This window comes from Blautia sp. MSK.18.38 (genome assembly GCF_024460535.1).
GTDB lineage: Bacteria > Bacillota > Clostridia > Lachnospirales > Lachnospiraceae > Blautia_A > Blautia_A fusiformis.
The window spans coordinates 34,746-58,060 of the sequence record NZ_JANFYP010000007.1 but is presented as its reverse complement, the minus strand read 5'-3'; the positions used below and the strand labels follow the sequence as shown (position 1 = coordinate 58,060).

24 protein-coding genes and 1 CRISPR repeat array are annotated in these 23,315 nt (G+C 44.8%); of the genes, 1 reads left to right on the top strand and 23 read right to left on the bottom strand.

Going from position 1 to position 23,315, the window contains the following annotated elements:
• Position 1 precedes the first annotated feature (1 nt).
• From NE638_RS06205 to NE638_RS06190, 4 genes are all read right to left on the bottom strand, one after another.
• Positions 2-580: a DUF6553 family protein gene (locus tag NE638_RS06205; RefSeq protein ID WP_015525807.1), complete on the bottom strand. Its 579-nt coding sequence runs from the start codon at positions 578-580 to the stop codon at positions 2-4.
• 57 nt (positions 581-637) lie between these two features.
• The gene (locus NE638_RS06200; RefSeq protein WP_021977109.1) at positions 638-1,231 is read right to left on the bottom strand and encodes a DUF5662 family protein; all 594 of its coding nucleotides are present in this window, start codon (positions 1,229-1,231) and stop codon (positions 638-640) included.
• Positions 1,182-3,107: a Type II secretory pathway, pullulanase PulA and related glycosidase gene (locus NE638_RS06195; RefSeq protein ID WP_237971517.1), complete on the bottom strand. Its 1,926-nt coding sequence runs from the start codon at positions 3,105-3,107 to the stop codon at positions 1,182-1,184. Before NE638_RS06195 ends, NE638_RS06200 begins: the two co-directional genes overlap by 50 nt.
• Before the next feature lie 62 nt (positions 3,108-3,169).
• Entirely contained in the window at positions 3,170-3,925 is a 756-nt protein-coding gene (locus NE638_RS06190) for an exodeoxyribonuclease III (RefSeq protein ID WP_015525806.1), read from the bottom strand.
• A 200-nt stretch (positions 3,926-4,125) separates the two neighbouring features.
• Between NE638_RS06190 and NE638_RS06185 the strand changes: the two genes are divergently transcribed.
• Positions 4,126-4,500 (top strand): DUF1292 domain-containing protein, encoded by a 375-nt coding sequence (locus NE638_RS06185; protein ID WP_015525805.1) that lies wholly within the window; start codon positions 4,126-4,128, stop codon positions 4,498-4,500.
• 94 nt (positions 4,501-4,594) lie between these two features.
• Here the strand turns inward: NE638_RS06185 and NE638_RS06180 are convergent, their stop codons facing one another.
• From NE638_RS06180 to cas5c, 19 genes are all read right to left on the bottom strand, one after another.
• Positions 4,595-5,107 carry a deoxyuridine 5'-triphosphate nucleotidohydrolase gene (locus NE638_RS06180; protein ID WP_015525804.1) on the bottom strand — a complete coding sequence of 171 codons (513 nt, stop codon included), beginning with the start codon at positions 5,105-5,107 and terminating at the stop codon, positions 4,595-4,597.
• 43 nt (positions 5,108-5,150) lie between these two features.
• Complete coding sequence (gene nrdG, locus NE638_RS06175) at positions 5,151-5,642, bottom strand: anaerobic ribonucleoside-triphosphate reductase activating protein (protein WP_044961222.1); 492 nt, start codon at positions 5,640-5,642, stop codon at positions 5,151-5,153.
• 3 nt (positions 5,643-5,645) lie between these two features.
• Positions 5,646-7,739, bottom strand: coding sequence for a polyribonucleotide nucleotidyltransferase (locus NE638_RS06170; RefSeq protein WP_015525802.1), 2,094 nt, complete (start codon positions 7,737-7,739; stop codon positions 5,646-5,648).
• Positions 7,740-7,936: 197 nt separating this feature from the next.
• Positions 7,937-8,203, bottom strand: a complete 267-nt coding sequence (gene rpsO, locus NE638_RS06165) for a 30S ribosomal protein S15 (RefSeq protein WP_015525801.1) — start codon at positions 8,201-8,203, stop codon at positions 7,937-7,939.
• 156 nt (positions 8,204-8,359) lie between these two features.
• Complete coding sequence (locus NE638_RS06160) at positions 8,360-9,259, bottom strand: bifunctional riboflavin kinase/FAD synthetase (protein WP_015525800.1); 900 nt, start codon at positions 9,257-9,259, stop codon at positions 8,360-8,362.
• 34 nt (positions 9,260-9,293) lie between these two features.
• On the bottom strand, positions 9,294-10,184 hold the full coding sequence (truB, locus tag NE638_RS06155) for a tRNA pseudouridine(55) synthase TruB (protein ID WP_044961224.1): 891 nt from the start codon (positions 10,182-10,184) through the stop codon (positions 9,294-9,296).
• A 7-nt stretch (positions 10,185-10,191) separates the two neighbouring features.
• The gene (locus NE638_RS06150; RefSeq protein ID WP_044961226.1) at positions 10,192-11,148 is read right to left on the bottom strand and encodes a DHH family phosphoesterase; all 957 of its coding nucleotides are present in this window, start codon (positions 11,146-11,148) and stop codon (positions 10,192-10,194) included.
• Between the two features lie 9 nt (positions 11,149-11,157).
• Positions 11,158-11,526, bottom strand: coding sequence for a 30S ribosome-binding factor RbfA (gene rbfA / locus NE638_RS06145; RefSeq protein ID WP_015525797.1), 369 nt, complete (start codon positions 11,524-11,526; stop codon positions 11,158-11,160).
• A gap of 12 nt (positions 11,527-11,538) precedes the next feature.
• Positions 11,539-14,232, bottom strand: a complete 2,694-nt coding sequence (infB, locus tag NE638_RS06140) for a translation initiation factor IF-2 (RefSeq protein WP_173745921.1) — start codon at positions 14,230-14,232, stop codon at positions 11,539-11,541.
• A gap of 42 nt (positions 14,233-14,274) precedes the next feature.
• Entirely contained in the window at positions 14,275-14,592 is a 318-nt protein-coding gene (locus NE638_RS06135; RefSeq protein WP_021650310.1) for a L7Ae/L30e/S12e/Gadd45 family ribosomal protein, read from the bottom strand.
• Complete coding sequence (gene rnpM / locus NE638_RS06130) at positions 14,579-14,857, bottom strand: RNase P modulator RnpM (protein ID WP_015525795.1); 279 nt, start codon at positions 14,855-14,857, stop codon at positions 14,579-14,581. The genes NE638_RS06135 and rnpM overlap by 14 nt, the downstream gene beginning before the upstream one ends.
• Positions 14,857-16,050, bottom strand: a complete 1,194-nt coding sequence (gene nusA, locus NE638_RS06125; protein ID WP_015525794.1) for a transcription termination factor NusA — start codon at positions 16,048-16,050, stop codon at positions 14,857-14,859. Before nusA ends, rnpM begins: the two co-directional genes overlap by 1 nt.
• 41 nt (positions 16,051-16,091) lie before the next feature.
• Positions 16,092-16,556, bottom strand: coding sequence for a ribosome maturation factor RimP (gene rimP / locus NE638_RS06120; RefSeq protein ID WP_021650312.1), 465 nt, complete (start codon positions 16,554-16,556; stop codon positions 16,092-16,094).
• Positions 16,557-16,772: 216 nt separating this feature from the next.
• A CRISPR array of direct repeats spans positions 16,773-17,858; the repeat unit is 32 nt; unit sequence ATTTCAATCCACGTTCCCTCGTGGGGAACGAC.
• A 160-nt stretch (positions 17,859-18,018) separates the two neighbouring features.
• Positions 18,019-18,309, bottom strand: a complete 291-nt coding sequence (gene cas2 / locus NE638_RS06115; RefSeq protein WP_059085214.1) for a CRISPR-associated endonuclease Cas2 — start codon at positions 18,307-18,309, stop codon at positions 18,019-18,021.
• 9 nt (positions 18,310-18,318) lie between these two features.
• Positions 18,319-19,350: a type I-C CRISPR-associated endonuclease Cas1c gene (gene cas1c, locus NE638_RS06110; RefSeq protein ID WP_015525792.1), complete on the bottom strand. Its 1,032-nt coding sequence runs from the start codon at positions 19,348-19,350 to the stop codon at positions 18,319-18,321.
• The gene (gene cas4, locus NE638_RS06105) at positions 19,347-20,012 is read right to left on the bottom strand and encodes a CRISPR-associated protein Cas4 (RefSeq protein ID WP_059085215.1); all 666 of its coding nucleotides are present in this window, start codon (positions 20,010-20,012) and stop codon (positions 19,347-19,349) included. The genes cas1c and cas4 overlap by 4 nt, the downstream gene beginning before the upstream one ends.
• A complete protein-coding gene (gene cas7c / locus NE638_RS06100; RefSeq protein ID WP_059085216.1) occupies positions 20,012-20,923 on the bottom strand; it encodes a type I-C CRISPR-associated protein Cas7/Csd2 in 912 nt (303 codons plus the stop codon). The genes cas4 and cas7c overlap by 1 nt, the downstream gene beginning before the upstream one ends.
• Positions 20,920-22,656 carry a type I-C CRISPR-associated protein Cas8c/Csd1 gene (gene cas8c / locus NE638_RS06095; RefSeq protein WP_059085217.1) on the bottom strand — a complete coding sequence of 579 codons (1,737 nt, stop codon included), beginning with the start codon at positions 22,654-22,656 and terminating at the stop codon, positions 20,920-20,922. The genes cas7c and cas8c overlap by 4 nt, the downstream gene beginning before the upstream one ends.
• Complete coding sequence (gene cas5c, locus NE638_RS06090; RefSeq protein WP_015525785.1) at positions 22,653-23,315, bottom strand: type I-C CRISPR-associated protein Cas5c; 663 nt, start codon at positions 23,313-23,315, stop codon at positions 22,653-22,655. The genes cas8c and cas5c overlap by 4 nt, the downstream gene beginning before the upstream one ends.

The window sequence follows — 23,315 nt, the reverse complement described above, 5'->3', positions numbered from 1 at the left end:
CCTAAATGTTTCCTTCGTTGGGATAATACTGCCTGTAGATTTCTCTGGCAGCTCTTGTGATGATTCCAAGCTCAGCTTCCATTCCAAGATTAGCCGGAAGCTCCACAGCTGTTTCCCTGATGTCTCTCTGGACCTTGGCCTTCGCACTGTCCTCCTTGATGTGGATCAGGCCGAAAATCGTTGTGTTATAGGATTTATCTGTCTGACAGAGATCCATGTAGACCAGAACCAGATGACAGCATTCCCGGTAAAGAAGCTCCTCATAAAGGCCGCCCCTTTCCTGGAGCTCCTGAAATTTCAGCTTCTTAAGATACTTGCCTATCTCTTTCTTCGCACTTCTTGTACCAAAGAATCTGGAAGCGGAATTCCGGTTAAACTCCATGGTCATCCAGAGACCGAGATAACCGTCTGCCCTGGTATCACCAGTCTCAGCTTTATCGCTGTAACGGATCTCCCAGAGTTCCTTGCGGATCCTGTTTTCTTCCGGTTCTTCTCCTGCTGCAATGGACTGCTCCAGAAGCTTCAGACGCTCCATGGGATCTTTCTCTCTATAGTATTTCGCAATTGTTGGTGTATCCATTCATTCTTCCTCCTGATATCTGAATATTATATCAGACAACCTGCCAAAAATACACCCCTATCTGTGATTTCGAAGCTTTTTCCCTGGGCTTTTCACTTTTTTTCCGCGGTTATCACATAGATATACATTGCGGATATACCACAGGGTCTTATCCTCTCCGTATTTATCCAGGATCCGGAGAAGTCCCTCCAGCTCTTTCTTTGTCTGTGGGTGGATAAACCACAGCTTCTCCTTGCTTTTCAGAAAATACTGCAATGGTTCATGATAGGTATATTCCTCTCCCAGATAGTTTCTGGATGCACTGATCCGATCCATGACCATTTCCGCCACATATTTTCTGGGCATTCTGGCTCCCATGATCACATGCTCACCGTCAAGAGAATAGTCTACCCAATGTTCAAAATGGTGCCGGTTTCTTCCCTTATGGTGCAGCCAGGACATGGATACGCCGGTTGCCTCACGTTCTGCGTTGTTGGGGCTTCTTGTCCCCTGATAATATTTACAGCCTACCAGAAATTCCGTCGGGGAATATTTGGACAGGTCATGAAGCAACCCCTGCTTATATAACCCGATACGAAAACAATATTTCATCACCAGAAGCTTATGCCTCGTGATGGTCCTGAAGTGCAGCCACGGGTGCCATGATCGCATCTTTCTCCGCCTCCTGTCTGCCCAGCAATACCACAATGGCGCGGGGGCCTATTTCGATTGATTTTTTATATTCTTCTTCCTCCTCCAGACAGAATCCTGTTCCGTGAAGAGAGGTATCTGCGATTTTTTTCCAGCACATGCCTTCCGGGAGATTGGGCAGAGCAAGGCTCCGGTTTTCCCAGTGGAAATTATAGCCGATGTAAATAAAATCATCCTCTGCAGCCTCCAGATCCTCTTTTTCCCTTGCATAGGCTCCGTAGTACATCATACCAAGAAGCCTGCTGGTATTCTCATAGCTCAGATACCAGGCACGTTCCCCGTGAAGAGACACATCCGGGAACCCCTTGGTCAGATAATCTACCCCTTTCAGTTCCACCGGCATATGAAGAACGGGATGGGCCTTACGAAAAACAATGGCATCCTTTACAAATTCCCTCAGTCCCTGGTTTCTGGAAAGGCCCTTCCAGTCTGTCCAGCCGGTAGCATTATCCTGACAGTAGGCATTATTGTTTCCGCTCTGGGAATTGCCGAATTCATCGCCGTGATAGATCATGGGAACACCCTGACTCAGCAGCATCATCAGAAAGGCATTTTTGATCTGGCGTTCCCTCATCTGGCGGACGGAAACCTTACGGGTAGGGCCTTCCACACCGCAGTTCCAGGAATAATTATAGCTGCTTCCGTCCTGATTGCCTTCGCCATTGGCCTCGTTATGTTTATAATTGTAGCTCACCAGGTCATTCATGGTAAATCCGTCCTGGCAGACCATGTAATTGATCACTCCATGATTCTCGCTGTTATGACGGATATGCCATGCTGCAGCCTCCACCATACCTTCATCGCTTTTCAGGAAACGGCGCATATCTTGGAGAAAATTCATATTGCTCTCCGCTCCGCAACGTCTGGCCGGAAGCTTTCCTCTGTAAAAATGATCAAAATCAAAGCCCTGGAAGATCAATTTTGCTCCGGAAAGGATTCCATCCCGAAGAAGCATCTCCCGGTTAAAGCCCTCTCCCAGCACATGAAATCCATCTACATGGTAAAAATCTCTCCAGAACTGCAAAGCTCGAAGAGCCATCAGGCTGTCTGTTTCCTCTGGAAAATAGAATTCCATGATACAGGCAATGCCGTTCTTGTGCAGCTCCCGGATCATATACCGAAATTCCTGCTCCGGTTCTCTGGTGCTGCAGTAAGCACTCTTCGGGCTGAAATAGAAGCCGGATGCATAGCCCCAGTAATTCACTACATTTTCCTTTCGACGGGTCTTGATGTGTTCACTGCCCTCCTTCGGTTTACTGATCGGAACCTCACAGAATTCATAGGCAGGCATCAGTTCAATGGCATTGATCCCAAGTTCTTTCCAGTAAGGGATCATCTCTGTCAGGCCAAGAAAAGTCCCCTTATGGGAAACCATCTTTCTGGCAAGCTTCGTATAACCACGGACATGAAGCTTGTACAGGATCATATTTTCATATTCTACTGCCGGTGCAGTTTCATTTTCCCAGCCGGAAACATTCTCATTAAGGAAGCGACAGCGGACCTCCTTTTCCGGATCGTAAGGTACTCCGAAATGCTCTCTCCCGTGAAGTCCGTATGCATACGGATCCTGCACGATCTCACCGTCTATTTTATAATTATATTCAAACTCCTTCAGAGAAGCACCGCACAGCTTCAGTGCCCACACACGTCCTGTATGGAAATCCTTTGGAAAAGCGATCTCCACCGGTGCGGCAGCTCCTCTTTTTTTATATAAAAGCAGGGACACTTCGGAATCCTCCGATGCCTCCACTGCAAAATTATAACCGCCCTCCATTTTGTTGGCTCCAAGTATCAGCGGCTGACCTTTTTCCACTCGACCTAATCTGCGGCTTGCCAAGGCAACTCCTCCTTTTCTCTTTTTATTATTCAAATCCATGGAAATCCGTTTCACCGGATCCGTCACAGATCAATATCCAGCTCAACCGGGCAATGATCGGATCCCATGATCTCTCCGTGGATCTTCGCATCCTGAAGCTTTTCTTTCAGAGAAGGGGAAACAAGGAAATAGTCGATACGCCAGCCAGCGTTCTTCTCTCGTGCACGGAAACGGTAGGACCACCAGGAGTAAACGCCCTCTTTATCCGGATAAAAATAGCGGAATGTATCAATAAAGCCACTCTCAAGGGCTCTGGTAAAGCAGGCTCTCTCTTCATCCGTAAAGCCTGCATTTTTGCGGTTGGTCTTCGGATTCTTGAGATCGATCTCCTGATGTGCCACATTAAGGTCGCCACAGCAGATCACCGGTTTCTTCTCCTGCAGTTTCAGAAGATAAGCCAAAAAATCCTCTTCCCATTTCATACGGTATTCCAGACGGCGGAGCTCGCTCTGGGAGTTGGGAGTATATACAGTCACAAAATAATACTCATCGAATTCCAGCGTGATGACACGTCCTTCTTTATCATGCTCCTCTATCCCGATCCCGTAAGCCGCAGACAATGGCTCCCTCTTCGTAAAAATGGCTGTACCTGAATAGCCTCTGCGGTTTGCGTAGTTCCAGTACTGATGATATCCGGGAAGTTCCAGTTTCACCTGTCCCTGCTGGCATTTCGTCTCCTGCAGACAGAAAATATCCGCATCCAGCTCATGAAAGCGTTCCTCAAAGCCCTTGGTGATACAGGCCCGGATCCCATTTACATTCCAGGAAATAAATTTCATATTTTTATATTTTCTCCTCATTTTTTCGTCATATTTTTATTATATCTCACATTGTCGGATTAAGCAAAAAATATTTTGAAAGTTTTCTCAGGCTCTCAAATATTTTGTTGCTGTTCTACGTCATATCTGTTAAAATGTTCTCTATATCATGCAGAGCTGCCCTCTTATTTACAGGCAGCAGCAGAACGGAGGATTTTTTTATGAGTGATGAATTTAACAAAAGCGGATGTGCACCAAGCGACTGCGCTTCCTGTACAGCTAACTGCGAAAGCAAGGTAGATGAGGCACATCATACCATTACCCTGACTATGGATGACGATACTGAGGTAGAATGTGCCATCCTTACTATTTTCCCTGTAGAGAACAAAGAATATATCGCACTTCTCCCACTGGATGAGAACGGCCAGAATGAGACCGGTGAGGTTTATCTCTACAGTTTCTCCCGTACAGCAGACGGCGATCCGATGCTGGCAAACATTGAAGATGATGAAGAGTACGACGCTGCCGCAAATGCCTTTAACGCAGTCGTGGAAAAAGCACGTGCAGACGAGGAGGCAGACGCACCTCTCAGCTAAACAGTGCATTTATCGGAAAGCAGTAACTACACAAAACAAGCCCGGAAAATCGGATGTATGTGGTCTTCACACATCCGCCTTCCGGGCTTTTGTTTTATTTTGTGGTACTTCCGAAGCCACCGTTTCTTACTGCATCTGCATCGTCATCCACAGTGATTCCGTATTCCACAAAGATCCCCTGCATAAAACCGGTTCCTGCCGGGATCTGGATCGTTTTATCTTCTCTTGTATCGTTAGTCAGCTTGGCAAAGATATGACCTTCGTTGTCGGAAAAGAAATAATCGCTGTCAATGATTCCCACTGTGTTATTCAACTGCAGCCGGAATTTAAATCCCAGTCCGCTTCTCGGATAACATTTCAGAACCCAGCCCTCTTCCATCTCTACACGGATACCGGTCGGTATCTTTACGATCTCACCTGGCTTCATGGTCACATCCACAGGTGCATAAAAATCATATCCTGCACTTCCGGTCGTAGCTCTCTTCGGAAGCTTCAGACTGTCGTAGATATTCCGGATCTCCTCTTCTGAATACTGTTCAAAGGTATCCTTCCAGTCCTTTGCAAACTGTTCAAAACTTACCTTGTGAAATTTCGCAATTCTTTTCATTTTTCGTTCCACTCCCAATAGGTAATTTCAAAAAAACCTCTGATCACTCCGTGTACAGAACCACACGGTTCTCACGAAGTGACGCCTGTACATCGATCACCCTCTGATTTGAGGAGCCTTTCCATTTCAGACGAACCTCTTTCTTGTCCACCTGAAATTCCCCGTCCACGCATACATCCAGATAATGGATGATCTCGTACTGCTGGATTTCTTCCCAGAGAGAACCCGTATACAGCCAGATCGTCTTATCCGGATACTTCTCTCTGATCTCTCTTGCAAGAGCTGTTACCTCAGCGATATTGGAAGGATGCAGAGGATCGCCTCCTGAAAAGGTGATCCCGCTGATATAATCCTTGTCCAGCTCTGCAAATATCTCAGCTCGCTCGCTGTCCGTAAAGGGCAGACCTCCATTCGGATCCCAGGTAATGGGATTCTGGCACTCCCGGCAGCCGTGTGAACAGCCGGCTACCCAGAGCACTACACGAAGTCCGTCTCCGTTTAACATATCGTCCTTGGTAATATTGTGGTATCTCATCATTTATGCTTCTTCCGGTACATCCTTCATGCTGAAGCTGATTCTTCCCATCTTGTCCTTGCCAAGGCAGATAACCTTAACTTTGTCGCCAAGTGTGAGAACATCCTCAACACGGTTGATCCTCTGTTTGGAGATCTTGGAAATGTGTACCATTCCCTCCTTGCCCGGTGCAAACTCAAGGAATGCGCCAAACTCTTTGATGCTGACTACGCGTCCTGTAAAGATCTGTCCTGCCTCAAACTCGGTAGTGATGATCTCGATCATACGTTTTGCTTCATCCATACCCTTCTGGTCTGTTCCGCAAATAGAAACTGCGCCGTCGTCTGTGATGTCGATCTTCACACCTGTACGCTCGATGATCGTGTTGATAGTCTTTCCTCTCTGTCCGACTACATCACCGATCTTCTGCGGGTCAATCTGGATCTGGATGATCTTCGGAGCAAACTCCCCAACAGTTGTACGAGGCTTGTCGATACATTTCTCCATAACTTCTGTCAGGATATATTCTCTTGCCTCTTTTGTTCTGCGGATTGCTTCCTCAACGATCGGTCTTGTAAGACCATGGATCTTGATATCCATCTGAATTGCTGTGATTCCGTCATGTGTTCCGGCTACCTTGAAGTCCATATCTCCGAAGAAGTCCTCAAGGCCCTGGATATCTGTAAGAACGATGTAATCATCGTCTGTTTCACCTGTAACAAGTCCGCAGGAAATACCTGCAACCGGTTTTCTGATCGGTACACCGGCAGCCATCAGTGACATGGTAGATGCACAGATACTTGCCTGGGATGTGGAACCGTTGGACTCAAATGTCTCAGATACGGTACGGATCGCATATGGGAATTCTTCCTCTGTAGGAAGTACCGGTACCAGTGCTCTCTCAGCAAGTGCTCCGTGACCGATCTCACGACGTCCCGGTCCTCTGGAAGGCTTGGTCTCACCTACAGAGTAGGACGGGAAGTTGTAGTGGTGCATATATCTCTTGGATGTTTCAAACTCATCCAGTCCGTCAAGACGCTGTGCCTCTGTAAGAGGAGCAAGTGTAGTAACGGTACAGATCTGAGTCTGTCCTCTTGTGAACATGGCAGAACCATGAACTCTCGGGATGATATCTGTCTCTGCAGCCAGCGGACGGATCTGTCTGATCTCACGTCCATCCGGACGTTTATGATCTTTGAGGATCATCTTGCGGACAGTCTTCTTCTGGTACTGATATACAGCCTCACCGAGAACGGCAAGCCATTCCTCATTGTCTGCAAAAGCTTCTTTCAGCTTATCAGTGATCTCGCTGATGTTATTCTCACGTGTCTGCTTGTCATCAGAGAATACGGCAACCTCCATCTCTTCCGGAGGAACGATCTTCTTGATCTCATCAAAAAGCTCCTGAGGTACTGCACAGGACTCGTAGGAATGTTTCTCTTTTCCGCACTCTGCTACGATCTGATCGATGAATTTGATGATCTCCTGGTTCACTTCATGAGCCTTGTAGATAGCCTCGATCATCTTATCTTCCGGGATCTCATTAGCTCCGGCCTCGATCATGATAACCTTCTCTCTTGTAGAAGCAACCGTAAGCTGAAGATCAGAAACTGCCTTCTGTGCAAGTGTCGGATTGATGATAAACTCGCCGTCGATCATACCAACCTGTGTGGTTGCGCATGGACCGTCAAATGGGATATCAGAAATACAGGTTGCAATGGAAGAACCAAGCATAGCCGGGATCTCCGGATTGCATTCCGGATCAACAGACATAACCATATCTACCAGAGTTACGTCATTTCTGTAATCCTTTGGAAACAGCGGACGCATCGGACGGTCGATAACACGGGATGTAAGGATTGCATGCTCGCTTGCCTTACCCTCTCTCTTGTTGAAGCCTCCCGGGATCTTTCCTACTGCATACATCTTCTCCTCATACTCAACACTTAACGGGAAGAAATCGATTCCTTCTCTTGGCTCTTTGGATGCGGTAGCAGTAGCAAGGACTGTAGTATCACCATAGTGCATAAGAGCAGCACCATTGGCCTGTTTTGCTACACGTCCGATATCTACAGTCAGTGTTCTTCCTGCAAGTTCCATGGAATAACTTTTGTACATATTCGTTCTCCTTTTCTTATTATATTAATATCTGACAGGAGCCCGAAACAACTGAAAAGACCACTTCCTTTGAAAAAGATCTCGACCGGAAATGGGCTTTTCAGTAGTCTCGGAAATCACTCCTGCGGTAATTCCGTCTGTGTTTATCACACATGTTAAAATGGGGCGGATGGAATCATCCGCCCCTCCCGTAGCAATTATTTTCTTAAACCTAATTTCTCAATCAGTGCACGGTATCTTTCGATGTCTGTTTTCTTAAGATAAGCAAGAAGGCCACGTCTCTGACCTACCATTTTCAGAAGACCTCTTCTGGAATGATGATCTTTGTGGTGTGTTTTAAGGTGCTCTGTGAGCTCCTGGATTCTTGCTGTAAGAACTGCAACCTGAACCTCCGGTGAACCTGTGTCACCCTCTGTTCTTGCATACTCTTTCATGATCGCTGTTTTCTTCTCTTTAGAAATCATTGTTGTTTCCTCCTTGAAATTTTAATCAAACGCCGGGTATTAAGAAGTGGTCGGAGTCTCCGGCTTCTGAATACTGGCTTTTTTCACCTCGAACAGTATAGCACACGGTTTCTGACCTGTAAACTGTTTTTTTCGAAAAGTTTTTCCCGAAAGTTTTTATTTTTCGAGACTGCGGAAATAAGCCTTTCCCTTTTCTGCATCCTTCAGGAGCTGCTGCTTTAGTGCTTCTATGGACGAAAAGCGCTTCTCCGGTCTGGAATAATGAAAGAATTCCACTCTGCAGGGCTCTCCGTACAGATCCTCCTCGCAGTCAAAAAGATAGGTCTCAACACCCAGGAATTTCTCTCCGATGGTTGGTTTATATCCTACGTTTGTGATCCCGCAAAGGGTTCTGTCCTTAAAATGGGACACTGTATCATAAACGCCATTTGGCGGCATCAGCTTTTCTTTTGCAGGAACGATATTGGTAGTGGGAAGAAGGACCTTATGTCCCATTCCTCTTCCATGTTCGATCACACCGTCCACAAAAAAGGGGATTCCCAGCAGATCATTAACCTTTTCCATATTTCCCTTTTTCAGTTCCTCACGGATAAATGTACTGCTGATCTTTCTGCGGCCTTCCATTTCTTTCGGAACAACATCCACAGTAAAGCCAAGCTTCCTTCCCATAGTCTCCAGAAGCTGTGGTGTTCCCTTGCGTTCATACCCGAACCTGAAATCTTCTCCCACTGCAACATGCTCCGCCTGAAGATCTCCCACCAGGATCTCTTTAACAAAGGTTTCTGCCTTCATATGACGGATCCGGTTATCCAGCGGACATTCGATCAGCACATCCACGCCTGCTTTCTCAAGAAGCTGACATCGTTCCTCTTTTGTAAAGATCATCTGACTGCCGATGCCAAGAGAAAAAAGGACTGTCTGCAGACCTTTTTCTTTCTGTTCCAGGATCTTCTCCACCAGTTTCTGGTGTCCACGGTGTATGCCGTCAAATTTTCCAAGTGTCACCGCACTCTTTGAAAGGCGCGGAAATTCTCCGTCGATCTTCAAGTATTCCATATCTTCTGCTGCTCCTGCAAGTTTTTATAAAGTGTCATACAAAAAACATGCGGATGGGTACGTATTTCTGTTTTCTTTCATCCCAGCCGTATATTCCTGTGAAATTTCCGTTGCTTTTATACATCCGGACTTTTTCTTCCCTGCTGCCTCCCTGTACCAGTTCTTCCGGAAGCGGGTTTCCGTTATTGAGAAGTCTGTCTCCCTCCGGTGTACAGGTAAGGACCGGATACATGGAAAGTACATCCTCGATGGAAACAAGCTTTTCTCCGATGGTCCCATCGGCAAACGCCTCCTCCACCTGGGAAAGTGTCATGCTCTCTTCCAGAGTGAAATTTCCGGACCTAGTCCGAAGCAGCTCTTCCATGGCTCCGCCGCAGCCTAATTTTTCTCCGATGTCATTGCAAAGTGTACGGATATAGGTGCCCTTGCTACAGGTAACGCTTATGCGTACCAGCGGAAGCTCCATATCCAGTATCCTTATCTCATAAAAAACCACAGGGCGCGGCTTACGCTCTATGGTTTTTCCTTCTCTGGCCAGTTCGTAAAGCTTCTTTCCGTTTACCTTCAGAGCCGAATACATAGGAGGGATCTGCAGCTGTTCTCCCACAAAGGATCCCACTGCCTCACGGACTTCCTCTTCCGTGACGGTCACAGGTTTCTCAGAAAGAACAGCTCCGGTCATGTCCTGGGTATCTGTGGAAACTCCCAGCCTTAAAACCGCCTCATATGTTTTTTCTTTTTCTGTAAGAAGCTCCACCAGCCGGGTCCCCTTGCCCAGTGCAACAGGAAGTACTCCCTCTGCTGCCGGATCCAGAGTCCCGGTATGGCCGATCTTTTTCATGTGGAGAATCCCACGCAGCTTTGCAACAACATCATGAGAGGTATAACCTTTTTCCTTTCGGATCACAAGTATTCCGTCCATGATCTTATCTTTACTCCTCTGCAAGCTGTTTTTCAATTTCAGCGGTAAGGTTGTTGATCACATCGTACATGGAGCCCTGCATATCACAGCCGGCTGCACGCACATGTCCGCCGCCTCCGAAAAATACGGCAATCTTGCTTACATCCACCTTACCATTGGAACGGAGAGATACTTTAAAGAGTTGCGTCTGCATCTCATAGATAAAGATCGCAACCTCCACACCAGCAGTCAGACGGAGCTGGCTCACGATTCCCTCCAGATCCTTTCCTTCCACACTGTAGAAATCCATCTCCCGTTTTTTCAGATATCCGACCACACACTTACCGCCCTGAAGGAGAATACTCTCTGCCAGGACACGTCCCATGACCTGATTCTGAAGATATGTTTTCTGGTAAAAGGACTCATCGATGATCCTGCTGAAATCAAATCCTGTTTTCATCAGTTCTCCGGCGATCCTCATGGTTTCCGGTGTTGTGGAAGAATACTGGAACACGCCGGTATCATGTGCCATTCCGGTATAAATAGGAACCGCAATGGAACGATCGATCTTGTCTGAATCCAGAAGTCCGTAAAGAACTTCGCTGGCAGAGCTGATCTCGCCTCTTACATGATTGACATCCGCAAATCCGTTATTGCTCACATGATGATCAATGCAGGCTGTTTTTTTTGCTGCATCGAAATATTTCCGGGCAACAGCAAGCCTGTCCAGTGCGCTGACATCACAGGTGATAAAAAGATCATACACCTTATCTTCTTCTGCTTCTGTCTTAACCTCATCCATTCTGTCAATGTAATCAAATACAGGTTTCCGGTCTTCCAGATAAACATCTGCTTTTATATCAGGAAAATATTTCCGGATATAGAGATACAGAGCCATACAGGAACCAATGCAGTCCCCATCCGGACGGATGTGACCGCCAATGCCAACGGTTTTTACATTTTCCAGTATTTCTGAAATGTTTTTCATTTTTTCCACCTATTCCTCTGTTTCCATCCCACTCATTACGTCATTGATCTTCTTTGACATATTTACACCATATTCAATAGACTCATCCAGAACAAAACGGATCTCCGGTGTATTGCGGAGATTCAGTCTTCTGGCCAATTCTCTCCGAACATAGCCCTCTGCATTCTTTAAGCCCCGGAGGGTGGAATCCTTGGCCTGTTTCTCGCCCAGCACACTGATGTAAGCTTTGCAGGTCTTAAGATCTGGTGCCACCTCAACAGCTGTCACAGAAGTCATCGGATGAATTCTGGGGTCCTTGATCTCGCTGTGTATGATGGTGCTGAGTTCTTTTTGAACTGCACCATTCACACGTGTATTTTTAATGCTGTTTTTTCTCATTACGAATCACTCCTATCTTGGTACCTCTACCATGATATATGCTTCGACTTTATCTTCTTCTTTGACATCATTAAAGTCATTAAATACAAGACCGCACTCATATCCGGCACGAACTTCCTTGACATCATCCTTAAATCTCTTCAGAGATGCAAGCTCACCCTCGAAGATCTGGTCCTCACCTCGTGTGATACGAACCTTACAGTTACGCTGGAATGTACCATCCAGCACATAGCTTCCTGCGATGGTTCCGACACCGGATGCCTTGAACAGCTGACGAACCTCTGCGTGACCGATAACCTTCTCCTCGAATACAGGATCCAGCATACCCTTCATGGCTGCCTCTACATCCTCGATCGCCTGATAAATAACTTTATAAAGTCGAAGGTCAACGCCCTCCTGCTCAGCAAGCTGTTTTGCTGTAGTATCCGGACGTACGTTAAAGCCGATGATGATCGCATTGGATGTTGCAGCAAGGCTGACATCAGACTCATTGATGGCACCTACACCACCATGGATCACCTTAACGATAACTTCCTCGTTGGAAAGCTTGGTAAGACTCTGTTTTACAGCCTCAACAGATCCCTGTACATCGGCCTTGACGATGATCGGAAGCTCCTTAAGATCGCTGGCCTGGATCTGGTCAAACAGGTTATCCAGAGAAAGCTTGCCTTTGGTCTCCTCGAGAAGACGGCTCTTGTTCTCTGTAACGAATGCGCCTGCAAAGTTCTTGGCTTCTTTATCGCTCTCAAAGGACATCAGGATCTCACCTGCATTAGGAACATCACCAAGTCCGAGGATCTCAACCGGAGTAGACGGACCTGCCTCTTTTACACGACGTCCCTTATCATCCATCATTGCACGTACCTTACCATTGCATGCACCTGCGGCAATAAAGTCTCCCACATGAAGAGTACCCTTCTGAACAAGGATGGTAGCAACCGGTCCTTTACCTTTATCAAGCTGAGCCTCAATAACAAGACCTCTTGCCTCACGGTTCGGATTGGCTTTGAGCTCGGAAACCTCAGCAGTAAGAAGGATCATCTCAAGAAGATTCTCAATTCCTTCTCCTGTATGTGCGGATACCGGAACAAAGATGGTGCTTCCGCCCCAGTCCTCAGGAATCAGTTCATACTCGGAAAGCTCCTGTTTTACACGTTCTACATTTGCACTTGGTTTATCGATCTTATTGATGGCAACGATGATCTCAACACCGGCTGCCTTTGCATGGCTGATTGCCTCTACTGTCTGCGGCATTACACCATCGTCTGCGGCAACGACCAGAACTGCGATATCTGTAGCGTTGGCACCACGCATACGCATAGCTGTGAACGCCTCATGTCCCGGTGTATCCAGGAATGTGATCTTCTGACCTTTGATATTTACCACGTAAGCACCGATGTGCTGTGTGATTCCGCCGGCCTCGCCTCTGGTTACGTTTGTATTACGGATGGCATCCAGAAGAGATGTTTTACCATGGTCAACGTGACCCATAACACAGACTACCGGAGGTCTCGGAACCATATCATCCTCATCCTCTTCGTCCTCTTTGAGGAGCTCTGCGATCACATCCACCTTTTCTTCCTTCTCAGCAATGATATCAAAGCCAAGTGCGATCTCCTCTGCCTTTTCAAAGTCGATCTCCTGGTTTACGGTTACCATGACACCTTCCATGAAAAGCTTCTTAACGATCACTGACGGCTGCATCTTCATCGCGTCCGCAAGTTCACGGATAGTAAGCTTCTCCGGAATGGTGATCTCCTTGATCTCCGGTTTCTTCTCTTCCTGCTTCGGCTGTGGATTCGGTTTCTGAAGTGCTTTCGGGATTCTGGAATTCGGTCTGCGTCCGCCCTGATTTGGTCTGCGTCCGCCCTGCGTACCTTTCTCGAATTCTTTCTTCTTGTTCTTATTCTCTCTGTCACGCTCACGCTTGCTGTCCTTGGATGTCTTGGTCAGCTCCGGAGTGAATACAGCATCTGAAGAGCCACCGTTTCTTCTCTGTCCCGGACGCTGTCCGCCGCCCTGGCCACCACGGTTTGCTCCGCTGAAACGGTTGTCTCCGCCTCTTCCGCCTTCGGAACGTCCGCCCTGGCCTCCCTGGCCACGGTTTGCTCCACCGCCGAAACGATTTCCTCCGTCTCTTCTTCCTTCAAAGCTTCCACCCTGACCTCCCTGGCCACGGTTTGCTCCACCGCCGAAACGGCTTCCGCCTCTTCCGTCATTCTGACGTGGGCCTCTGTTTCCCTCGCCCTGTCTTGCCGGACGTCCCTCACCATTCTGGGAACGGTTTCCGCCAAAACGATTTCCGCCGTCTCTTCTTCCCTCGAAGGTTCTTCCGTCACGATTTCCGTCTCTTCTTCCTTCCGGACGGTTGCCCTGCGGTCTTCCGCCCTGAGTACGATTCTGACCACTCTGACCGTTTCTCTGCTCACCGGACTCACCATTTCTTGTGTTTGCTCCTGCGCTTCTCTGACCGCCGTTCTGTGGACGTGCCGGTCCCTTTCTCTCGCCTGCTGCCGGTTTTCTTCTTCCTTTACCGCCATCGCTGGCATTCTGTGCATGAAATACACGGATGATATTTTTTTTCTTTTTCGGTGCTTCAGATTTGTTACCCTCTGTATTCACCGTTGTTGTCTTTTCTTCTGTTTTTGGAGTATCCAATTGTCTATATTGCTCCTTTCCCGATCTGTTGAATTTATCTTTTATCATTTCTATCGTCAAACCTCCTTACAGACGCCTGTATCATGCAGGTTATCTGCCGGATTCTTTTTCCAGCGCCTTCATGATCGCCTTTGCAAAATTTTCGTCCTGCACGGCAAGGCTGGCACGGAATTCTTTGCCCATTGCTCTGCCCAGGCTCTCTTTGTCTGAAAGGAAATATAACGGAACTTCATAATAGGTACACATATTCCGAAATTTCTTTTTTGTGTTTTCGGAAGCATCATCTGCCACCAGTGCCAGGAAACCTTTTCCTGTTTTTACGGATTTCTCTGTGGAAAATTCTCCGCTCACTGTTTTTCCTGCTTTTGTCGCAAGTCCGATGAGTGATAAAACCTTATTGTTTTTCAATTGATCCAAACTCCTTTTTGAGGTTCTGATACACTTCATCCGGAACTGCCATTTTCAAGGAACGCTCCAGGCCATGGTTTTTGATAGCCTTTTCCAGGCATTCCTCTGAGAAACAAAGGTATGCGCCGCGTCCGTTTTTCTTACCTGTAGCGTCCAGGATGATCTCATTCTCTGATGTCCTGAGAACTCGTATCATTTCCTTTTTGCTTTTCATTTCCCTGCAGCCGGTACACTGACGCATGGGAATCTTGGTTCTCGTTTTCATTATTCTTCGGCATCTCCATCTGCTGTTTCTTCAGCTTCTGTTTCTGTCTCTTCTGTATCTTCCTCTACTTCTTCAAGCTCTTCGGAAACAGCCTCTTCTGTCATTTCTTCCTCTGCTTCCTCGTGTTCCTCATCGTAATCATCGTAGAAGTCACCGGACTCTCTTGCCTGTGTCTCGCTCTTGATGTCGATCTTGAAGCCTGTAAGTCTTGCAGCAAGACGTGCGTTCTGTCCTTCCTTACCGATAGCAAGGGAAAGCTGGTAATCCGGAACTACGACCAGTGCGGTCTTCTCATCCGGGTCAGCCATAACTGCGATAACCTTTGCAGGGCTTAATGCATTCTCAATAAGGATCGCCGGGTTCTCATCCCAGTTGATGATATCGATCTTCTCACCGTGAAGCTCGTTAACAACTGCCCCTACACGTGCACCGTTCATACCAACGCATGCTCCCACAGCATCTACATCCGGATCGTTGCTCCATACAGCGATCTTGGTACGGGAGCCTGCCTCACGGGCAATGCTCTTGATCTCAACGGTACCGTCTCTTACCTCTGCAACCTCGGACTCGAAAAGTCTCTTTACAAGACCGGGATGTGTTCTGGAAACCAGGATACGCGGTCCCTTCGGTGTATCCTTAACTTCAAGAATGTAAACTTTTACTCGCTCAGTTGGCTGGAAGGTCTCACCCTTTACCTGTTCGTTCTCTGTAAGTACTGCGTCTGCCTTACCAAGGTTGATGCTGACATTTTTGCCCATTACTCTCTGAACAATACCGGTTACCACTTCTTTTTCGATTCCATAGTACTGATCGTAAAGAACTTTACGCTCTTCCTCACGGATTTTCTGAAGAATGACATTCTTTGCATTCTGGGTTGCGATACGTCCGAATTCCTTGGACTGGATCTCAACCTTCATAACATCACCGATCTCTGCGTTCGTGTTTGTTTTCTGTGCATCCACCAGAGAAATCTCCAGCGCCGGATCCTCCACATGCTCTACAACAGTTCTGTCAGCGTAAACACTGAAGTCACAGGTCTCCGGATCGATCATAACGTGAACGTTATCTGCCTTTCCGAAATGGTTCTTACATGCCTGGATCAGTGACTGCTCAATTGCCTCCAGCAGTGTATCCTTACTGATGTTTTTCTCTTTTTCGAGAACGTCCAGCGCATCTCTTAAATCTCTGCTCATTTTTCTTTTTTCCTCCTGAATTTTACAGATTCGATTCTCTTTTAGAATTCGATCGCGAGACGAATCAGGGCAATATCTTTTTTATCAAAGGTACGTTCTGTGCCGTCTTCATCGATTGTCACACTGTTACTATCATATGCATTTAAAATACCGCAGAATTCTTTCTGTTTCTCGATGGGCCGGTAGGTACGGATCTCCACCAGCTTGCCAAGGCTTCTCTTAAAGTCTTTTTCTTTTTTAAGAGGCCGGTCAAGTCCCGGAGAACTGATCTCCATAATGTAGCTGTCCTCGATGAAATCCTGCTCATCCAGTATATCGCTGAATGCACGGCTTACGTCCTCGCAGTCATTGACTGTGATTCCGCCCGGCTTGTCGATATAGCCTCTGAGATACCAGGTTCCGGCTTCCTTGACATACTCCACGTCTACCAGCTCAAAGCCCCTGGACTCCACGATTGGTGTAAGGATCGCCTCTGTCTTCTGTTCATATTCTTCCCGTCTGCTCATGCTTCCCACCTGCCTTTCCTATTTCTGCCTATTTCTGAACAAATTCCTTCTCAGCAAATAGGAGCGGGCTCTCGCCCACTCCTATGCCAACAAGTTCTTAGTTTCGTTCATTGTAACACCAATGTCTGTTAAATGCAAGTATTAATTGCGATTTCCGGTTTTTGTCCCCGCATAGGGAATGTCCCATGTACCACACCGTTTGATTTCCTCTTTGTTATTTCAATTCACGTTCCCACGTGGGGAACGACCCTTTCAATCTCCACGAATCTCTTTGCGTTGATATTTCAATCCACGTTCCCTCGTGGGGAACGACATCATCAACCAGGCTATCACTATCTTCTACACTCATTTCAATCCACGTTCCTGTGTGGGGAACGACGGCATATTACCAGAATGCAGCTAACTACTTTGCATTTCAATCCACGTTCCCGCGTAGGGAACGACGGCTGGAGCTACAGTGATCGCATATGTGATCGGGATTTCAATCCACATTCCTGCGTAGGGAACGACACGAAATGCGAAAAAAAATTAAGGTCATATCCAGATTTCAATCCACTTTCCCTCGTGGGGAACGACGGAAATCAGAACATAAGGAGGAACCAGAATGGCAATTTCAATCCACGTTCCCTCGTGGGGAACGACGGTGTTAGCCCTATTACAAATACCATTTACTATGATCTCAATCCACGTTCCCTCGTGGGGAACGACACATGTACCACAACTTTTCTGCTGACCTGTGATAATTTCAATCCACGTTCCCTCGTGGGGAACGACGTTCTTCGTAGAGCTGCTTGTCCTCTTCTGTTTTATTTCAATCCACGTTCCCTCGTGGGGAACGACGGAAATCAGAACATAAGGAGGAACCAGAATGGCAATTTCAATCCACGTTCCCTCGTGGGGAACGACGAATGAATTTTGAATTTATGACGATAGACACACCATTTCAATCCACGTTCCCTCGTGGGGAACGACGGCAAGCCCTGCTTCGCAAATGGGATTCCCTTGAGATTTCAATCCACGTTCCCTCGTGGGGAACGACCACGGCCGCACTTGCAGCCGACAGTGTAACTGCAATTTCAATCCACGTTCCCTCGTGGGGAACGACCATGGAGAAGCCTTCGCATTTCATGACAATAAAGATTTCAATCCACGTTCCCTCGTGGGGAACGACGAGTATATCGCAGAAACAGAAAAGCTCATCGAAATTTCAATCCACGTTCCCTCGTGGGGAACGACAGAGGGCGAGTGATCGTCCTCTTTTTTGAGAGGAATTTCAATCCACGTTCCCTCGTGGGGAACGACGGCAAATTTTCACAAATATTCTTTGTTTTTTTATGCAATAAATATAATTTTTCTACTTTTTATTATCCCTTCTCTCTTTTCTTTAGTGTTATTCATGTTACTTTTCTGATTTTTGTAGTGCGAATCCTGCCGGCATTTTATGTGTACTTCTGATTCGCACCTACATAATTAAAGGTTGATCTACTGGAATTCCACGTTCTATACCTACATGTTCTATTTTAGTCTGATAATTATTTCCGAGGTAATAAAAACGTAAGCTATCTTTATTTTTGTCAATAATATCAGACAATATCCCCTTCAAAGCAACACTTTGAGCGCTATCCAAAATACACTCAAATACAGAATTTTGCACCCTTCTTCCATAATTTGTACATTGCTTCGCCACTTTACGCAAACGAGTTCTTCCTGCAGTTGTCTCTGTATTTACATCATAAGTAATCACTACCAACACTTTGTCACCTCATTTCCACAAAAACACTGGATAACTGTCCAAATCTCCTCTTAAATATCTTGCCAACAACATTGCCTGTACATAAGGAACCATTCCCCATTCCACCTTTTCTTTCAAGAACGGATGTGTGATGGTTTCCTTCTTTTTCTTCTGCCATTCTACCAACAGCTTTTTTCGCAGCTCATCATCCATCAGAACAGCTCCATTTTCTTTTTTGGTAAAATTCTTTCCATTTACAATCTTTTTGTTAACAAGCGATAATACAAAACGATCTGCCAATACAGCTCTTAATTCCTCTATCATATCCAAAGCCAGTGATACTCTACCTGGTCTTTCGGTATGAAGATATCCCACATAAGGATCCAGCCCCACACACTCCAGGGAAGAAGCAATCGTATTTGTCAACAACGTATATACAAAAGACAACATTGCATTCATATTATCTAACGGTGGTCTTTTATTTCTTCCTTGAAATGAAAAATCCTTTTTCTGTTGCAAAATCATTTCATCAAAAACTCCAAAATACACGCTGGCCGCTTCCCCTTCAAAACCTCTTAATTGTGCTTTTGATTCACATGTTTGAATTAATCCCAACGTATGTTTCAGCTTTTCTGATGCTATTTTTATTTTGTCCGCATCTACCTGCATACTATGATCTCTAACACAGCGTTCCAACACCCATCTTGCATTATACACCTTTCCAAGTATACAGTTTTTTGCAATTTCCAGGCTGATTGCTGAATCCAAACTGCTTGCATACTGCTGTTCTCGCAAAAGCACATTTCCTCTTGTCTTTCCGGTTATCCTCGCAAGAAATTTTCCCTGGGGCGTCATAAAACAAAGAGAGATATTTTTTTCTGCACAAGATCCCATCAATGCCGGACTGACGCCCCTGTATCCAAAGGAAACTATCCCTTCCAGATTATGTAATGGAAGTCTTCCTTTTTCTTTATCCTCTTCAAAAACAACTATATTTTCTCCATCTAAACCCAAATAGCTGTTTTCAGAAGTTACATACAACGTATTCAAAAGTTTTTTCATGTCTCTTCCTCCTTCAGCATCTGGTCTATATAATGTTTCACAGAAACTTGTTTGTTTAATTTGGGCAGACAAAGTTCCTTTAATGAACAGGAATTACACATTTTACCTGTTTTTACCTTCGGAGTATAACCTCTATTGTAATACTGATGCATCTCTTCAAATATATCTTTGACTGCATTTCTCAGATCCTCTGTAATTTCCACAACTTCTCTTCGTCTTGTTTCTCCATAAAAAAGAGCTGCTTCAGGTATTGTTGCAGAAAACATTTCTTCGAGACATAAAACCTGTGCCACAAGCTGCAATCTATCGGCATCTGTTGATTTTTCTTTTCCTTTTTTGTATTCTACCGGATAAACAGAATACATTCCCCGATGTCCATGAAGCCGTATTCCATCTTCACATTTATGAAATTCTACAAGATCACACTCTCCACTCACTCCCATAATTCTTGAAGAAACCGGCAAAGCTCTTACCAAAATAGTATCTTTTCTTTTTTCCGTCAAATATGGATCATGTACCTTCTGGTGCATCAGTTTTCCAACAGCTGTATGAACATTTTCTGCCCACTGCTGCTCAACATGGATCAATGCCCACTGTCTTCTGCAAAATTTAAAATGCTGTATACCTGATATCATCAAATAATCATCTTCTGTATACTCCATCAAATCATCCTTTTTACTTCAACAGATTCCGGTATTTTATCATTATGAATTTCAACTGTATAATCCTGATATCTTCTCGGATATTCTACATTTTCTTTTCGTGTTACTTCAACTGCATCAAACAATTTATATGCCGGACAATCTCCCAATTCTTTACTGTGCTTAAACACGATCAGTTCACGTACTGACATTTTTCCACGGGCTGCTGAATGGTCATTTTCAAACATATTTATGATCGCATCCCACAGAAGTTCCAGATCTTCTTCTGTAAATCCTGTTGTTTTTCGTGCAAGATTTGCAGATATAAAGCCCTCTGCGCGATACAATGCATATGGCACAATACTCTTTCTTCCCATTTCGGTACTTTTATTTTCGGCATCTTTTTCTGTTGTGATTGCCACACGGGTAATGGTAACTTCCTGACTGATCACTGGGTCGATACTTCTGGCAAATCCAAGCTGAACTGGGCCACGCACCTGTCCGCAGTTTAAAGAAGCTTTTACAAAAGTAGTCATTACTGCCCCAAAAGTTCTGATATCATAATAATTTTCACACATGTAATCCCGCAATTTTGAATCCACACCCGGATCACTTTTTTTCAGTTTTTTTAATGCTTCCGTTACTTTCTTATCATCTGTTTCTTTGATTCCAACATTTTCACATGCCGTTCGGTCACTTCGATTCAACGGAACATCTTCTTTAATATAAATTTTGTAACCCTGTGCATCCTCTTTTACTGTTTCCACATAATTTCTTATTTTTCTTTTCAGGCAGACATCCGTAACAAGCCCTAAGCCGCTTTCCGGATCTATTCTTGGCATATTTCCTGCATCCGGATCTCCATTTGGATTACCATTTTCCACATCAAATAAAACTACAAACTCATATCTGTTTTTAATAACTTCGCTCATCTATTTTCCCTCCCGTTTTCCCAAATACTTTCCTGTTTCTGGTGGTAATACCCCAAAATAAATTTTCCTTGTTCCTCCAATGGCAAACGTTTTGGATAAGCTTCTAGCTTACTCACCAATTCGCCCAAAAGATCTTCATATTTTCTTTTCAAATACCCTTTATCTCTTTCTATTTTTTTTATATGACTATTCTTTAATTTAAACAATACTGGAAATACTGATGCCGGTGTTGCACATGCTGAATTAAAATACCGATCTCGAATTGTTGATTTTATTCCAGGATTTGCCTCTGTCTGAATCGACTCCAACACAGAAAATAATCTTCCCAATACATATGCTACATCATTAGATTCTTCATTTAATCCCATACAGATCTCTCCTTCCGTATTTTTATAATTTTTTATCAGAAATGCCTTAACAATAGAAACTCTTCCCCATGTTACACATCCCTGCTCAGCCCGTATTCTTATTAATGTATCTGTATACAAACTTGCCGGATACCTGGAATTTTGTAAAATAGCTGAAAACGCCATAGCGGCCATATTGGAGATTGTTTTTTTATCCCGTGAATTCATATTCACTGTTTCTTTTAACATATCTTCAATTCCAAGATATTCCCGCTCTTCCCATTTAGGTTTTATCATCTGCATTCGTTCATAATGACATGCCAGATTTTTCGTAATATTTCCAAATGAACTCTGATAAAAAAATCTTACAGATAACCTGGCAGCATTTGGTGCCAGACATAAAATATAAAACTTCTGAGATGGATTTAATTCAATGTCATCAATTATGATCTGTTCATCTTTTCTGAGTTTTTCAAAAAATCCATGTACCTCACTTTGATTATCTTTTACCGGATTTAACAATGCTAAAAGCGCATCCTGATATTCCGTCTTTGCCTCCTCTGCCCAATATACAATAATAGAATCTCCCAGCGGAAACGTATATTTCTTTTGTGCCAGCAAATAATTCAACGCACTTGTGTAAGCAAACTCTGCATATTTTCCGACCGGTGCATTATAGCTCTGTTCTTTTCCATAAGATTCAAATGATGGTGCATTAAAAGAAACCAAAGCTGCACCACTGGACTGTGCTCCCGGCACCCCTTTTATATTCCTGTGAATTCTTGAAATTTCAGTTTTTTCTCCTGTTACCAGACAAATTCCACTTATATCTGTTTCCGACTGTTTACTTTCTACATTCCATATTTGCTCTATTTCCTTGTCATCCTGGGCATATTTTTTATCCATACAGAATATAAGATTTCCACCATCCGTGATCTCCTCCCAGTTTTCTAAAACAGCAGCATTTTCTTTTGCTTTTTCCGGATTCCATTTATAAAAAAAAGCACATATAGCCTGTGCCATTTCTCCGGAAGTATTTTTCAACAACTTCAGATGCTTCTCCTTTGCCGCTTCAAAGCATTCTGTAATTCTTTTTCCTGTACCACTCTTATCAATTCCAAGCATATATTTCGAATTATCACATAAAAAATTCGCCGCAACTCCGGATGATCGCGTGAGCATTGCCGGAACTTTCATTGTTTGTGAAATCCAAATCTGTTTCTTCCCTGCCTGTCTCTCCTCCTTCAGCCATAAGATATTCTTTATATCCCCGTCTGTAGACAAATTGATTCCATAAGAAACTTTTGCCTGACACCACCCCTGTTTGGGTAATTTTTCTTGTCTTTCCAAATCTTCATAATATTTCACCAATGCCTGCAGTATCATCGAACCACCTCGCAGTTTCGCACATCTATTACTCCCTGTTTCATGATTGCTCTAAAAAACATGGGGCTAAGATTCTCTTCATCCGAATAATCAATATCATATAGCATAAATCCAAAATCTTTTTCCTCTACATCGTCATATGCAGTATGAATTTCCTCTTCATTACACAACTCAAAATTTGCAGGAAATTCCCGACACCCAAAATAAGGCATACTGTAACATGCGCCTCTTTTCAATCTCCTCATAATAATATCCTTGAATTTCCCTGGATTATCCGTTTCATTTGCTTTCTCCGTCATTTCAAAATGAGCTTCAATAACATACTCTACATCACTTAACAACAAAGACGCTCTCTGTACAATTTCCTCTTTACTGCTTAAATATAGGGGTTTCATTCCTCCATTATAGGCTTCAAGCACTTTACTTGCAGATACCTTACTCTTCACTTCATTTCTTCTTACACTGGTAAATTTAACCGGTTTCTTCACATAAATCTTATCTATACACCATTTCATGCCCGGATGCCAGTAAATTGCTTCCAAAATTCCTCTGGCAGCCGACGGTGTTATTACATCATAAGAACACCGTTCTACTTTCATCTCTGGTCTTGAAAATAATGCATAATCCCCCCACACTCTGACCTTTACTCCCATTCCCAT